We start from the raw sequence: 15088 nt of genomic DNA, 5'->3' as shown, positions 1-15088 counted from the left end.
CCCGCAGGCCACCGGCCAAATTGGCGCCCACATACAGTGGCGCAAACGATGGGAAAGTTGATGATGGACGCCCGCCCGCTCATCCGGCGCAAAAAAGCCGGCCTGAGTTTTGTATTCATCTGGTTCCTCGTGGGCGGACTGGCGCATTTTCTGGCGACAGAAGCAGAGATGCGCATCGTGCCCGCCTGGATCCCCTGGCCCCGTGAGGTGGTGCTGGTCTCCGGCGGACTGGAGTTGTTGGGCGCCATGGGCATCCTGTGGCGCTGGACTCGACGTTGGGCGGGTGGGGGGCTGGCCGTGCTCACCTTGGCCGTCACGCCGGCAAACGTCTTCATGCTCCAACACGCGGCGGACTTCCCGGCTGTTCCCTATTGGCTGCTCGTCGTACGGCTGCCGTTGCAAGTGGCACTGCTGGCCTTGATTCTCTGGAGCACGGCCGACCCATCGCGTCGCCGCGCCCGGGTCTTCACGCATCCCTAGTTCGAAGGGCGGGTTCTCACCCACGCGTCGGCGCCCTGGGCTGCAGCTCCATGCCACCCGTCGCCGTGGACGTCCGGGGCCTCCATGGCGGCCGCCACGGCCATCTTCAAAACGGTGGGGCCGCAACCGGTGCTGGTGCGGCAAGTGATCGAAGGCTTCCTGCTCGACCGCATCCAGGGCGCCGTGCTCAACGAGGTGCTCAACCTGTACGAAGCCGGCTACGCCAGCACGGGGCGATCTCGACGAGGTCATGAAGTTCGGGCTGGGCTTTCGCTGGTCCTTCATCGGGCCGTTCGAGACCAGGAGCGGCTGATCGCGTCCAGGGCGCAGGCCCGGGGCATCGCACACGAGGAGATGCGGGCGCAGATTCTCGGCAAGGTGTCGCTGCGCACCATGGTCAAGCCGGAGGCGATCGCGCAGCGGATTCTTTTCATCTGCTCGCCGATGGGCGACACCATCACCGGCCAGAGTTTGTCGGTCTGCGGGAACTGCGAACACCTGGGGCGAGACGGTGGGCGGCGCAGCGACGCATCGGGGTCGACCGGTCATCGCGTCGGTCGTGGCCGATGCGTATGCCGCCCGCATCGGGCGGCCGGACTCAGCCGGGATTCGAATCCGACGGTCGCCGACGACTGTTCCTGCGACGACCCAGCAGCCCCGCCAGGCCCAGCCCGCCCAGCAGCATGGCCCCGGTGGCCGGCTCCGGCACCGCCGGCACGCCCGCCAGGTGGACGCCGTCGGCGTCGTACAACCGCCCGGAGGCGCCGACGATGGTGCCGAAGTCGATGGCGTTGCGGCTCGCGTCGTAGAAGGTGAGCGAGGCAAGGCGGGCGGTGTTGGAGAAGTCGATGTCGGCCGTGCCGCCCGAGTGGGTGGGGAAGGCCGAAGTCAGCATGGCCAGGGTCAGATCGAAGGTCGGGGCACCGTTGACCTGCTCCAGGAAGGAATACGCCATGCCCGACCCGGCAATGCTGCTGAGCGAGGTGGCGAAGCCCGGCAGGTCGCTGCCGATGGCGCGCACCGACGCGCTGCCGCCGCCACGCAGGTTGGCGCTGAACATCGAATAGATGGGGCCGGAATTGACCTGGTAGTCGAGGATGGTGATGACCTGGCTGTTGGTGGAGGCGGTCGCCGTGCCGTGTACCGCGATGCCGAAGGAGACAAACACCGCGTTGGTTGGCGTGGGCAGGGTTTCGAACGAGTAAGCCGCCGCTTCCCCCGCGTGGTAGGCGCTGCCGCCGATGGCGTTGCCGCCATAGCTGCCGCGGCTGGAGGTCTTGAGCACGCCGAAGTCGGCCACCGCGTCTGAGGTGTGCGTGTGGGTGCCGTTGCTGAAGGCGTTGGTGACGTCCTGGTGCGCCACGCTGGGGCCGGTGCTGCTGGTGGTGTCCTGTACGCCCCCTTTGAGGCCGCAGTAGGAGTAGCCCTCGGTGGGCACGCCGACGCTGGCGCTGCCGAAGTACTTCAATGTCTGCGCCGATGGCCCCGAGGTGGCGCAGTCGAAGATGCCGCCGCCTGGGTGTCCGGCGACGCCGCTGATGGTCAGGGCGTGGGCGGCCGTGGAGGCCGCCTGCGCCGAGCCGGCGGCCCAGGTGGCCAAGACGGCCAGCGAGCACAAGGCCATTCGCCCAAACGTGGGGGGAGGGGTACTCATCTGCGTATCTCCTGAACGGGCCTGGTGGATCGACCAGACGCTTGCAGAACCAGGAGCGCGACCACGGCGGCCGGCACCCTGTCGATGCCGCGAGCGGCGGCCGATGCCACGCCGGCTCCAGGGATCGGCGGGAGTGGGAAGCCACTCAGCTATCGGTGTGCCGCATTCTCGGCAGGGGTTCGTGCGCCAGCAATACCCAGTTCTGGGTACGCCGGGCAGCAGATGTGACACCGCACGGGTCGCCCCATCGGTCTGCTCGGGTCGTTCCGCCATCCGTCTGCGGCCAGAAGACGCAGTTTGAAGCCTGATCGGGCGATGGTGCACCGCGCACCGTGGCAGTGCCCCGGCCGCCAGGCGGCGCAGCCGCTCGCCGTTCGGACGCGACCGGCCGCGGTGCCGCGAGCCGCCGTCCAGGCGGCATGCGCGGGGTGCGCGTCTCATGCCGATGCAGGCATTCAAATTGCTAGCGGTGGGGAATACCATAAATATATTTATCGTATTTTTCGTTGCAGCTTCGTTACGCTAACTCTTCCAGAACCGCAAGCTCTCCATGGAATCTCCCGACCGTCCCACTTCACCCGTCGCGTTGTCGAAAGTCGCCGTGCCCGTGCGCCTGGTGCTCGACGCATCCGACGCGCTGCTCGGCTTCGAACGGCGCGCGCTGACCTTCCTGATGTCGCTGCTGACGGCGCTCATCCTGCTCAACGTCGTCACCCGCTACAGCGGCATGCCGCTCTACTGGGTGGACGAAGCCTCGGTGTACACGGTCGTGTGGCTGACCTTCGTCGGCGCGTCGGCCATGACCCGGCTGCGGCTGGATTTCGCGGTGACCATGCTCACCGACAAGCTGGGCGCGCGTGCCGTGCACGTCGCCAAGCTGATAGCCAGTGCCGGCGTACTGATCTTCGCTGTCGCACTGCTGGCGATGTGCTGGCTGTGGATGGACCCGGTAGGCATCGCCCGCGCGGGCTTCAATGCCAAGGACTACGCGGCCGACTCCTTCAACTTTCTCTACACCGAGCACACGCAGACGCTCGAATGGCCGATGTGGGTGCTGCAACTCATCATGCCGATCTTCGCCCTGAGCATGAGCCTGCACGCGCTGGCCAATCTCCTCGAAGACATGCGCCTGGCACCGCAGCGCAGTCATCCGGCCTTCGCAGCCGCCAACCCGGAAGCGGTGAACTGAGATGCTGACCTCGATCTTTTTCCTCGCGATCATGCTGGTGGGCGTGCCCATCGGCCTGTGTCTTTGCCTGTCGGGCATCGTCTACATCTACAGCGTCGGCTCGCCGGTGCTGCTCCAGTCCTATGCCACGCAGATGTTCGCCGGGGTCGACAGTTACGGCCTCATCGCCATCCCGCTGTTCATCCTGATCGGCGAGGTGATGAACAGCGGCGGCATCACGCGCCGGCTGGTGGACCTGTCGATGGCCTTCGTCGGCTCGATCAAGGGTGGCCTGGCCTACGTGAACATCCTGGCCAACATGCTGGTGTCTTCCATCATTGGATCGGCCACGGCGCAGGTCGCGATCATGTCGCAGGTGATGGTGCCGGAGATGGAAAAGCAGGGTTACGACAAGACCTTCGCCGCCGGCCTCACGGTTTACGGCGGCATGCTCGGGCCGATCATTCCGCCCTCGGTGATGTTCGTGGTCTACAGCGTGCTGGCCCAGGTGGCCGTGGGCGACATGCTCATCGCAGGCCTCCTGCCCGGCATTCTGCTGACGCTGCTGTTCTTCGTGGTGATCGCCTGCATGGGCCTCGTCTACAACTACCCGCGCAGCGCCAAACGCACGCTGCGCCAGCGCGCACATACGGTGCTGGTGTCGAGCCCGACGCTGCTGATCCCGCTGGTGATCGTGGGCTCCATCCTCACCGGCCTGGCCAACCCGACCGAAGCCGCGGCGGTGGGCGCGGTGAGCGCGGTGCTGGTGGGGCGTTATGTCACCCGCGAATTCAAGTATTCGGACCTCGGCGCGATCATGCTGCGCTCGGCCATCTACTCGGCCATCGTGCTGTTCCTGGTGGCGGCGGCGTCGGTGTTCTCGTGGCTGCTGATCTACGGCAAGGTGCCGCAGATGGTGGCCGCCTGGATCCAGACCGTGGCCAAGGATCCGATCACCTTCCTGCTGCTGGTCAACGTGATCCTGCTGGTGATCGGCACCGTGATCGATGGCATTCCCGGGCTGATTATGACCGCGCCGATCCTGCTGCCGATCGCCACGGAGGTGTATGGCATCGACCCGCGCCATTTCGGAGTGGTGATCGTGATCAATCTGGTGCTGGGGCTGATGACGCCGCCCGTCGGCCTGAGCTTTTTCGTGGCCGCCGCCGTGACCGGCGCCAAGCCCGGGCGCATGTTCGTCGTCACCCTGCCTTTCTTCATCATCAGCTGCGTCGCGCTGGTGATGTTGTCGCTGTTCCCCAGCCTGTCGCTGGGACTGCTCTGAGCCTTTCCCTTTCGTCCTCGTCACTACCGTTCTCACGGAGCTTTTCCATGACCCTGAACCGCCGCAACTTCCTGCAGACCAGCGCCGCCGTGGCCGCGCCCCTGGCTTTTGTGACCCCGTCGCGCGCCGCCGCCGCCAAGGAGCTTCGCCTGGGCATCATCACGCCCGCCGGCCATTCGTGGAACCGTGCGGCGACCCAGTTCGGCGAGTCGCTGTCCAAGGCCACGGATGGCCGGCTGACGGTCACCGTCTTCGCCTCGGGCCAGCTCGGCAACGAGTCGGTGATGATGCAGCAGCTGCAGTCCGGCGCCCTCGACATGGGATGGATCCAGGCGGCCGAACTCGGCTCGCGGGTGTCGAGCGTGGCCTCGATCAACGCACCTTATCTGGTGCGCTCCACGCCGGCCGTGGCCAAGCTGGTCAAGACCCCGGCCGCGTTGAAACTGCTCGACGTGCTGCCGCGCGAGACCGGCTGCATCGGCCTGGGCTGGGGCATTACCGGCATGCGGGTGGTCTTCTCCGCCAAGGACATCAAGACGCCGACCGACCTCAAGGGCCTGAAGCTGCGCATCAACGCCACGCCGGTCTACCGCGACTTCTACCAGTACTTCGGCGCCGCACCCACGCCCATCCCCACGCCGGCCGTGTTCGACGCCATGACCAACGGCCAGGTCGACGGCCTCGAAGCCGACGTGGAGTTCTCGTGGAACCAGCGTTTCGACAAGGTCTCGAAAGTGATGATGCCGATGAACGCCTTGTTCATGCCCTTCGCGCCGCTGTTCTCCGGCCGTGTCTGGCAAACGCTCGACACCAAGGACCGCGACCTGATTCGCCAGCTCACCGCCCAGGCGCTGGACTTCCAGATCAACGACATCGTCACCACCGAAGCCGGCCTGCTGGAGAAGTTCAAGAAAGAGGCGATCGTCACGCGCGACCTGTCCGCCTTCGACATCAAGCCGGCCATCGAGGCTTTCGACAAGATCTGGCTGCCGAAGGCGCCGCAGATCGCCGAGCTGCGTGCCGTGGGCGCGACCCTCTGAGCATGTGAGCCGGGGCACGCCGGGCACGTCGCCCGGCGTGCCCGCCAATCAGGAATTGATGATGCGGTGGGCGAATTGCGACAGGTAGTTCATCAGCTGGTCGGCACCTTCGACGGCGGCCGTCTCCTCGCTCGACGCGATGGCCTCGGCCATGGCCAGGTGCGCACGCGCACCCTCGCCGATGTCGCCTTCGTGCTGGTAGGCATACCAGAAGCGGCGGCATTGCACGACCAGCGGCAGCACGGCGCCCACGGCCGAGGCGTTGCCGCAGGCCAGGTGGTTGATGTGGTCGAGCTCCTGGTCGGCGTGCATGTAGGCGTCGAGGTTGCCTTTCTCGCTGGCCTTCACCATCTTCTGAGCCGCCGCCACCAGCGCCTTGCGCTGGTCGGGCGTGGCGCGGCGGGCGGAGCTGGCGGCGATCAGCCGTTCGAGCACGCGGCGGGTTTCCACCACGTCGAGGTGGTCGGACACGTCGATGCCCGACACCACCAGCCCGCGACGCGGCTGCTGGGCGACCAGGCCGATGGACACCATGCGCATCAGCGCCTCTCGCACCGGCGTGCGGCCGAGGCCGGTCATCTCCGCGATCTCGGCTTCGACGACCGGCGTGCCGGGCGCGATCTCGAGCCGGGCGATCAGCGATTCGATCTTGTCGTAGGCGATGTCGGCGGCCCGGCGCTTGGCGGGCGGCTTGCTGCGGGAGGGCTTGGCGGCGGCGGGCATGGGGTTCGGCGTGGGCTTCGCGAGAGTGGGGCAGGGCGCCGGCTAAATATATGTCTAGTCTATTCCGACAAGGCCCGATTGTGCTGCCGCGGCCGGGACCACCACAGCGGGAAAGTGATGCTTTCCCGCTCGGCGGCCATCGATCGCGCAGGAAGAGAACGCCGACCGTTTTACGTTATTAAAAGATACGGTTAATATATTTACAGCCTATTTATAGGATGGATCCGGCAGGCCCGTGCGGGTCGATCACCGGGTTCGACGAGCTTTCCGCCGGCAGGGTGAACGACCCCTGCCGGCAACACCTGCAAACGACTACCCAAGGAACCATTTCCATGAGCACCAACATCTTCACCGGCACCATTCCCGCTCTCATGACGCCGTGCAACGCCGAGCGCCAGCCCGACTTCGACGCCCTCGTCGCCAAGGGCCGCGAGCTGATCGGTGCCGGCATGAGCGCCGTCGTCTATTGCGGCTCCATGGGCGACTGGCCGCTGCTGACCGCCGCCCAGCGCCAGGAAGGCGTGGCGCGCCTGGTGGCGGCCGGCGTGCCGACCATCGTGGGCACCGGCGCGGTCAATTCGCGCGAAGCCGTGGCGCATGCCGCCCACGCGGCCCAGGTCGGCGCGCAGGGCCTGATGGTGATTCCGCGCCTGCTGTCGCGCGGCACCTCGCCGATCGCGCAGAAGGCGCATTTCGCGGCCATCCTGCAGGCGGCGCCCCGGTTGCCTGCGGTGATCTACAACAGCCCCTATTACGGCTTCGCCACCCGCGCTGACCTGTTCTTCGAACTGCGCGCGAAGTATCCCAACCTGATCGGCTTCAAGGAATTCGGCGGCGCCGCCGACATGCGTTATGCGGCCGAGCACATCACCTCGCAGGACGACGAGGTAACGCTCATGGTCGGCGTGGACACCCAGGTCTTCCACGGTTATGTGAACTGCGGCGCGACCGGCGCCATTACCGGCATCGGCAACGCGCTGCCGCGCGAAGTGCTGCACCTGGTCGAACTCTGCAAGAAGGCCGCGCTCGGCGACGTGGTGGCGCGGCGGCAGGCCCGTGAACTCGAGGCCGCGCTGGCGGTGCTGTCGTCCTTCGACGAAGGGACCGACCTGGTGCTGTACTACAAGTACCTGCTGGTGCTCAACGGCGACGCGGGCTACGACCTGCACTTCAACGAGACCGATGCGCTGTCGCCGGCCCAGCGCCGTTACGCCGAAACCCAGTACACGTTGTTCCGTGACTGGTACGCCGCCTGGTCGAAAGATCTCGCCGCCTGACGGGCGATGCGGCGCCGCCCCGCTAGCGCTGGGGCAGCGCCAGCCGCGCCGAGTTCTTCACCTCTTCCATGACGGCATAGGTGCGGGTTTCGCGCACGCCGGGCAGCTGCCACAGCACGCTGCCGGCGAAGCGCCGGTAGTCGTTCATGTCGGCGCTGCGGGTCTTGAGCAGGTAGTCGAACCCGCCGGCGACCATGTGGCATTCCATGATCTCGGGCCGCACCTGCACCGCGGCCCGGAACTCGTCGAACACATTGGGTGTGGTGCGGTCGAGCAGCACTTCCACGAAGACCAGCATGCCGGCGTTGAGCTTCGACGGATCGAGCCGCGCCTCGTAGCCCAGGATGTAGCCCTCGCGGGTGAGGCGCTGCACGCGGGCCAGCACGGCGGTGGGCGACAGGCCGATCGACTCGGCGAGCTTGAGATTGGAGATGCGGCCGTCGATCTGCAGTGCGTCGAGGATGCGCAGGTCGAGCCGGTCTAGTCGCGTCAGCGCGTCCGCCTGCTCTAGTGAATTGTTCGCCATAGAGTCGATAACTCAAAATAAAAATCGTCGCGATGCGCCGCATTATGCGGATCGAACCCGTCCATTGCCCGATTTTCATGAATACCTTCGTTTCCACGCCCGTTGGCGATCGCTTCCCTGGATTCGCCGGCAGACCCGTGCCGGCTTCCGAGCTTCGGAAGCGCATCACGGCGGCCTGCCGTCGCCCGGAACCGGAGGCCGTCGCCGCCTTGCTGCCGACGGCACGGCTGGACCCCGCCATGGCCGAGCGCGCCAACCAGCTGGCGCGCGACATCGCCCGGCGCCTGCGCGATCGCCGCAACGTCGGCGGCCGGGCCGGACTGGTGCAGGCGCTGCTGCAGCAATACGCGCTCTCATCGCAGGAAGGCGTGGCGCTGATGTGCCTGGCCGAAGCGCTGCTGCGCATTCCCGATGCCGCCACGCGCGATGCGCTGATCCGCGACAAGATCGCCGCCGGCCACTGGCGCGAACACGCCGGGCGCAGCGATTCGGTCTTCGTCAACGCCGCCACCTGGGGCCTGCTGCTGACCGGCAAGCTGGTGGCCACGCACAGCGAGGCCGGGCTGTCTTCGGCGCTCACGCGGCTCATCGGCAAGGGCGGCGAGCCGCTCATCCGCAAGGGCGTGGACATGGCGATGCGCCTGATGGGCGAGCAATTCGTCACCGGCGAGACGATCGGGCAGGCGCTGCGCCATGCACGCGGGCTGGAGGCGCAGGGCTTTCGTTACTCCTACGACATGCTGGGCGAAGCCGCGATGACGGCCGACGATGCCGTGCGGTATCGGCAGTCGTACGAACAGGCGATCCACGCTATCGGCCAGGCGTCCGCCGGGCGGGGCGTGTACGAAGGCCCGGGCATCTCGATCAAGCTGTCGGCGCTGCATCCGCGCTATGCCCGCGCGCAGTATCGGCGGGTGATGGACGAGCTCTATCCGGTGGTGCGCGAGCTGGCGCTGCTGGCGCGGCGCTACGACATCGGCCTGAACATCGACGCCGAGGAATCCGACCGGCTCGAACTCTCGCTCGACCTGCTCGAAGCGCTGTGCTTCGAGCCCGGGCTGGCCGGATGGAACGGCATCGGCTTCGTCATCCAGGCCTACCAGAAGCGCTGCCCCTTCGTGGTCGATCACCTGATCGACCTGGCGAGCCGCAGCGGCCACCGGCTCATGGTGCGGCTGGTGAAAGGGGCTTATTGGGACAGCGAGATCAAGCGCGCGCAGGTCGACGGCCTGGACGGTTTTCCAGTCTTCACCCGCAAGGTGCATACCGACGTGTCCTACCTCGCCTGCGCGCGCAAGCTGCTGGCCGCGCCCGACCAGATCTACCCGCAGTTCGCCACGCACAACGCCCACACCGTGGCGGCGATCTACACCCTGGCCGATCCCGCGACCTACCGAGCAGGCCAGTACGAGTTTCAGTGTCTGCACGGCATGGGCGAGCCCCTGTACGAGCAGGTCGTGGGCAGCGTCGAAGCCGGCAGGCTCGGCCGGCCCTGCCGCATCTACGCGCCGGTCGGCACCCACGAAACGCTGCTGGCCTATCTGGTGCGCCGGCTGCTGGAGAACGGCGCCAACACTTCTTTCGTCAACCGCATCGCCGACCCGACGATCGCGATCGACGCGCTGGTCGAAGACCCGGTGTCGGCGATCGAACGCCTGGCGGTGGAAGAGGGCGCGGTCGGCCTGCCGCATCCGGCGATACCGCTGCCGGCCGATCTCTACGGCGCGGCGCGGCGAAATTCGTCGGGGCTGGACCTGGCGGACGAATCGACCTTGCAGATGCTCGAGCCCTTGCTGCGATCCGACACCGGCTGGACAGCCGAACCCTCGCTGGCGCAGGCGCCGAACGCCGCGTCGGCCGCATGGCAGACCGTGCCTAACCCGGCCGACCTGCGCGACGTGGTGGGCCGGGTGCGCCCGTCGACCGAAGCCGAGGTGGACGCCGCCCTGCGCAGTGCCGCCGACTTCGCCCCGACCTGGGCGGCCACGCCCGCCGCCGAGCGCGCCGCCGCCCTCGAACGCGCTGCCGATCGCCTGCAACAGGCCATGCCACGCCTGCTCGGCCTGCTGGCCCGCGAGGCCGGCAAGACCTGCGCCAACGGCGTCGCCGAAGTGCGCGAGGCGATCGACTTCCTGCGGTTCTACGCAGCGCAGGCGCGGGCCGATTTCGATGCCGCCACGCACCGACCGCTCGGCCCGGTGGTGTGCATCAGTCCCTGGAATTTTCCGCTGGCGATCTTCACCGGCCAGGTCGGCGCGGCGCTGGCTGCCGGCAACACCGTGCTGGCCAAGCCGGCCGAACAGACGCCACTGGTCGCGGCCGAGGCGGTGCGCCTGTTGCACGACAGCGGCGTGCCGAAAGCCGCACTACAGTTGCTGCCGGGCGAGGGCGCCACGGTCGGCGCCCGGCTGGTGGCTGACGCACGGGTGCAGGCGGTGATGTTCACCGGCTCGACCGAGGTCGCCCGGCTGCTGCAGCGCACGCTGGCCGGCCGCCTCGGTGCGGGCGGCGCACCGGTGCCGCTGGTCGCCGAAACCGGCGGGCAGAACGCGATGATCGTGGATTCGTCCGCGCTGCTGGAGCAGGTGGTGGCCGACATCGTCGCCTCGGCCTTCGACAGCGCCGGCCAGCGTTGCTCGGCGCTGCGGGTCTTGTGCGTGCAGGAAGACGTCGCCGATCGGCTGCTGGCCATGCTGCGCGGCGCGTTGGCGGAGGCCATGGTGGGCGATCCGGCCGCCTTGCGCACCGATGTCGGCCCGGTGATCGACGCCGAGGCGCGCGACGCCATCGAGACACACATCCACACGCTGCAGGCGTGCGGCCGACGGGTGCACCGGCTGGGCCGTTTTTTGCACGGCGAGCCGGGGCAGGGCACCTTCGTGATGCCGACCGTGATCGAGCTGGAAAGCATCGCCGAGCTGCAGCGCGAGGTCTTCGGGCCGGTGCTGCACGTGGTGCGATTCGCCCGTCGCGGCCTGGACACCCTGCTGGCGCAGATCGCCGCCACCGGCTATGGGCTGACCCTGGGCCTGCATACCCGCATCGACGAAACCATCGCCCAGGTGCTGCGCGGCGCGCATGCGGGCAATGTCTATGTCAACCGCAACATGGTCGGCGCGGTGGTGGGCGTGCAGCCTTTCGGCGGCGAGGGCCTGTCGGGCACCGGCCCCAAGGCGGGCGGGCCGCTCTACCTGTACCGGCTGCTGTCGCGCGGCCCGGACGACGTGCTCGCACGCGCGGCCGCCACCGGCTTGCCGGGCTCGGTCGCCGCCGGTCCGGTCACCGCATTGCCGGCGGTTTTCGGCTCGCTGCTCGCGTGGCTGGAACGGCGATCCGACGTCGCGGCCGCGTACGGCCGGCGCATCGCCGCGCTCGCCGACCCATGCGGCGCGCGCCTGCTGGCCGGGCCGACCGGCGAGCGCAATCTCTACACCCTGCAGCCGCGCCGCGCGGTCTTGTGCCTGGCCGATGACTGCGAGGCGCTGCTGTTCCAGCTCGCGGCGGTGCTGGCGGTGGGCAGTGGCGCGGTCTGGCCGGATACATCGGCGGCGCGGGCGCTGCGTGATTCATTGCCGGAAGACGTCCGGCCATCCGTGGTGTTGACCGCCGACTGGACGGCGCCGTCGGCCGACTTCGAGGTCGCGCTATACCAGGGCGACGCGGCCGGCCTGCTACAGGCGGCGGCACGGCTGGCCGATCGCGAGGGCCCCATCGTCGGCCTGCGCCGTTTCGCGCCGGACGACGATTCCATCGCGCTCGAAGCCTTGCTGATCGAGCGTTCGGTCAGCACCAACACGGCTGCGGCCGGCGGCAACGCCAGCCTGATGACGATCGCCTGATGACGGCGAGAGCGAGGCGCTCAGTCGCGGGTGGCGATGTCCGCCCGCACCCGCTTGAGGTGGCCTTCGATGTAGAACGCCGCCGCGTCGCCATCGCCCAGCACCACGGCTTCGTAGATGAGCCGGTGCTCGGCCACGTAGAGCTGGATGCGCTGGTGGTCGTAGATGCCGTCGTCGCGCAGCCGCTGCCACAAACGCTGGTCCATCGACTTGGCGATCTCGTCGGCGATCTTCACCACCAGCGCGTCGCGCGTCATCACCGCCAGCTGGCGGTGGAACATGGAGTCGGCCGTGTTCCAGGCGGCCTGCTGCGCCGGGTCGTCGATGTCGCGCACATCGCTCATCTGCTGCAGGTACTGCTCGGCCAGCGGATCGCGCTGCTTGTGCCGTGCCGCCAGCCGCGCGATGGCGGGCTCGATCAGCATGCGCACGTCGAGGATCGACGTGGGGCTGATGTCGGCGTTGACCGATGCCTGCACGAGTCCCGCCGCTGCCAGGGCGCCGGTGTCGGCGTCCGGCCGGGGCGTCCAGGTCACGTAGGTGCCGGAGCCGTGGCGGGTCAACACGTAGCCTTCGTTCTGCAGGGCGCCGATGGCCTCGCGCACCGCCGGCCGGCTCACGCCGAATCGCAGGGCGAGTTCGCGTTCGGACGGCAGCCGCGAGCCGTCGGGAAAGGCGCCGGAGACGATTCCCGAACGGATCGCGTCGGCGATCTGCTCGTACACCTGTTTGGCCTTGAAACCAGGCGCGGAAATAAACGGCTCGACGGAATTCATGGGGCGAATTGTGCGGGAGAGGCACAGGCGCGATCGAGCGCCAGGTTTTCGCGCGAGGGCGGTGCAGGGTGATGCGACAAAAGGGTGCAGGGTAAACCCTTGAACCACTTTTTGCACCAATGCGGTTTTATTGCAACCACTTTTATGAGAATTAGGCCCCTCCATGAGCTTTGCTGAAGATGTGGCACGAATTTGGCTAAGAAAAGAAACCAAAGTGGTTTTGTCGAAGCAGTTTCAGAACCACTTTGTGTACGTGACGGTCCAGCACTCGGCAGGCGTCGCGCAGGTTTCACTTTCTTCAAAGATCTATCGGGAGTCGTCGTCATGAAATCTCTTGCTCCGTATCTCCTGGCCCTGGGTTGCCTGACCGGCCTGCTGCCCGCAGCCGCCACCGCGGCCGATGCCTACCCCACCAAGCCGGTGGAAATCGTCGTCGCCTACCCGCCCGGCGGCGGCAGCGACATGACCGCACGCACCATCGCCGATGCGGCCCGTCCGCTGATGAGCATTCCGCCGCTGGTCATCAACCGGCCCGGCGCCAGTGGTTCGATCGGCTGGGCCTACGTGGCCAGCGGCGCGCCGCCGGACGGCTACCGCGTGATCATCGTCACGCCCGAGATCCTGGTGGTGCCGCTGATGGGCATCGGCAAGACCACGGTGCAGGACTTCCAGCCGATCGCCCGTTTCTCCGACGACCCGCTCTCCATCACCGTGCGCGCCGACGCACCGTGGAAGACCATCGACGAATTCATCGCCTACGCCAAGGCCAACCCGGGCGTGGTCACCGTCTCCAACGCCGGCAACGGAACGCTTTCGCACATCGCCACCGCGGCCATGGGCGACAAGATGGGCACCACCTTCCAGCCGGTGCCCTACCAGGGCACCACGCCGGCGGTGATGGGCGTGCTGACCGGTGACGTGATGGCCACCACCATCCCCAACGCCGAGCTGCGCGAGCACATCAAGGCCGGCAAGATGCGCACCCTGGCGGTCATGTCCGAGAAGCCGGCGCCCGGCATGGACGGCATTCCCACCTTCAAGGAAAAAGGCTACGACCTGCAGTTCAGCGGCTGGCGCGGCATTGCGCTGCCCAAGGCCGCACCCAAGGAAGTCGTGGACTACTGGCGTGACGTGGCCCGCCGCATCTCGGATTCGCCGGCCTTCCGCACCACCGTCATCAAGCAGAACCTGACGCCGGCCTTCGCCGACGCGCCGGAGTTCACCGCCGCCATCGCCAAGCAGGACGACACCTTCAAGAAGATGTGGCCCGGCCTGAAGCTGGACAAGCAATGACGATGTCGGCCCCGCAAACCCTGCGGGTCATCGACGGCCCGGCGACGGCCGCAGCGCTGCCCTTCGGCCCGCTGATCGCCGCGCTGCGACAGGCTTTCGCCACGCCGGTGGAAGTGCCGCTGCGGCACCACCACTACATCGAGCAGCCCGACGGCAAGACCGCCTGCGTGCTGCTGATGCCGGGCTGGGGCGGCGGCTTCATCGGCATCAAGCTGGTGACGGTGTTCCCGGGCAATTCGGCAAGACAACTGCCGGGGCTCTTCGCGACTTACCTGCTTTGCGACGGCAATACCGGCGAGCACCTGGCGCTGATCGACGGCAACCAGATCACCGCGCGCCGCACGGTGGCGGTGTCGGCCCTGGCCGGCACCTACCTGGCGCGGCCGGATGCGAAGCGGCTGCTGATCCTGGGCGCCGGCCGCATCGCCCAATTGGTGTGCGAGGCCTACCGCGCAGTGCGCGGCATCGAACAGGTGCGGGTGTGGAACCCCACGCCGGCACGGGCCCAGGCGCTGGTCGCGCAACTGCGCGCGGCCGGCGTGGATGCCGCGCTGGCCGGCCCGCTCGAGGCCGAAATCCGCCAGGCTGACATCGTGAGCTGCGCCACGCTGTCGACCCAGGCGCTGGTGCAGGGCGCCTGGCTGCGGCCGGGCACGCACGTCGACCTGATCGGCGCGTTCTCGCCGGGCATGCGCGAGACCGACGACGCGGTGTTCGCCGGCGCCACGGTGGCGGTCGACTCGATGGACGCGGTGAAGGAGGCCGGCGACCTGATCTCGCCGATCGCGGCCGGGGTGCTGGCCACCCATCGCATCGTGACCCTGCCGATGCTCTGCGACGGCCGGGCGCCGGGGCGCACCTCGGCCGGCGAGATCACGGTGTTCAAGGCCGTCGGCACCGCGCTGTCGGACCTGACCTCGGCGGCGCTGGTGTATCGCGCGGTGACCGCGCCGGCGCCGGCACCGCTCGCGGCCGACGCGCTGGCATGAGGGCATCGGGACGCTCCGGATCGCCGGGCATCGGTCTT

12 protein-coding genes are annotated in these 15088 nt (G+C 67.9%); 8 read left to right on the top strand and 4 right to left on the bottom strand.

The genetic code is table 11. The features are described 5' to 3' along the window. Positions 1 to 60 precede the first annotated feature (60 nt). Entirely contained in the window at positions 61 to 480 is a 420-nt protein-coding gene (locus tag R9X41_RS13720; RefSeq protein ID WP_318631008.1) for a DoxX family protein, read from the top strand. A gap of 598 nt (positions 481 to 1078) precedes the next feature. Here the strand turns inward: R9X41_RS13720 and R9X41_RS13715 are convergent. Beyond that, on the bottom strand, positions 1079 to 2134 hold the full coding sequence (locus R9X41_RS13715; RefSeq protein WP_318631007.1) for a PEP-CTERM sorting domain-containing protein: 1056 nt from the start codon (positions 2132 to 2134) through the stop codon (positions 1079 to 1081). Positions 2135 to 2684: 550 nt separating this feature from the next. Between R9X41_RS13715 and R9X41_RS13710 the strand changes: the two genes are divergently transcribed. The 3 genes from R9X41_RS13710 to R9X41_RS13700 are packed head-to-tail and all read left to right on the top strand — an operon-like array spanning position 2685 to position 5627. Beyond that, on the top strand, positions 2685 to 3323 hold the full coding sequence (locus tag R9X41_RS13710) for a TRAP transporter small permease (protein WP_318631006.1): 639 nt from the start codon (positions 2685 to 2687) through the stop codon (positions 3321 to 3323). Position 3324: 1 nt separating this feature from the next. After that, positions 3325 to 4587, top strand: coding sequence for a TRAP transporter large permease (locus R9X41_RS13705; RefSeq protein ID WP_318631005.1), 1263 nt, complete (start codon positions 3325 to 3327; stop codon positions 4585 to 4587). Between the two features lie 47 nt (positions 4588 to 4634). Next, positions 4635 to 5627, top strand: coding sequence for a TRAP transporter substrate-binding protein (locus R9X41_RS13700; RefSeq protein ID WP_318631004.1), 993 nt, complete (start codon positions 4635 to 4637; stop codon positions 5625 to 5627). Between the two features lie 48 nt (positions 5628 to 5675). On the opposite strand, the gene R9X41_RS13695 is transcribed toward R9X41_RS13700, so the two are convergent. After that, the gene (locus tag R9X41_RS13695) at positions 5676 to 6350 is read right to left on the bottom strand and encodes a GntR family transcriptional regulator (protein WP_318631003.1); all 675 of its coding nucleotides are present in this window, start codon (positions 6348 to 6350) and stop codon (positions 5676 to 5678) included. 332 nt (positions 6351 to 6682) lie between these two features. Between R9X41_RS13695 and R9X41_RS13690 the strand changes: the two genes are divergently transcribed. Next, positions 6683 to 7627: a dihydrodipicolinate synthase family protein gene (locus tag R9X41_RS13690; RefSeq protein ID WP_318631002.1), complete on the top strand. Its 945-nt coding sequence runs from the start codon at positions 6683 to 6685 to the stop codon at positions 7625 to 7627. A 22-nt stretch (positions 7628 to 7649) separates the two neighbouring features. Here the strand turns inward: R9X41_RS13690 and R9X41_RS13685 are convergent, their stop codons facing one another. Then, positions 7650 to 8153 (bottom strand): Lrp/AsnC ligand binding domain-containing protein, encoded by a 504-nt coding sequence (locus R9X41_RS13685; protein ID WP_318631001.1) that lies wholly within the window; start codon positions 8151 to 8153, stop codon positions 7650 to 7652. Positions 8154 to 8230: 77 nt separating this feature from the next. Between R9X41_RS13685 and putA the strand changes: the two genes are divergently transcribed. After that, positions 8231 to 11992 (top strand): trifunctional transcriptional regulator/proline dehydrogenase/L-glutamate gamma-semialdehyde dehydrogenase, encoded by a 3762-nt coding sequence (gene putA / locus R9X41_RS13680; RefSeq protein ID WP_318631000.1) that lies wholly within the window; start codon positions 8231 to 8233, stop codon positions 11990 to 11992. 20 nt (positions 11993 to 12012) lie between these two features. On the opposite strand, the gene R9X41_RS13675 is transcribed toward putA, so the two are convergent. Next, complete coding sequence (locus R9X41_RS13675; protein WP_318630999.1) at positions 12013 to 12768, bottom strand: FadR/GntR family transcriptional regulator; 756 nt, start codon at positions 12766 to 12768, stop codon at positions 12013 to 12015. Positions 12769 to 13092: 324 nt separating this feature from the next. Here R9X41_RS13675 and R9X41_RS13670 point away from each other — a divergent pair, with 324 nt between their 5' ends. Beyond that, positions 13093 to 14061 carry a tripartite tricarboxylate transporter substrate binding protein gene (locus R9X41_RS13670; protein ID WP_318630998.1) on the top strand — a complete coding sequence of 323 codons (969 nt, stop codon included), beginning with the start codon at positions 13093 to 13095 and terminating at the stop codon, positions 14059 to 14061. Next, the gene (locus R9X41_RS13665) at positions 14058 to 15050 is read left to right on the top strand and encodes a bifunctional Delta(1)-pyrroline-2-carboxylate/Delta(1)-piperideine-2-carboxylate reductase (protein ID WP_318630997.1); all 993 of its coding nucleotides are present in this window, start codon (positions 14058 to 14060) and stop codon (positions 15048 to 15050) included. Before R9X41_RS13670 ends, R9X41_RS13665 begins: the two co-directional genes overlap by 4 nt. Positions 15051 to 15088 lie beyond the last annotated feature (38 nt).

Origin of the sequence: Xylophilus sp. GOD-11R, assembly GCF_033546935.1 — a bacterium.
GTDB lineage: Bacteria > Pseudomonadota > Gammaproteobacteria > Burkholderiales > Burkholderiaceae_C > Xylophilus.
This window is presented reverse-complemented; position numbering and strand designations above follow the sequence as displayed.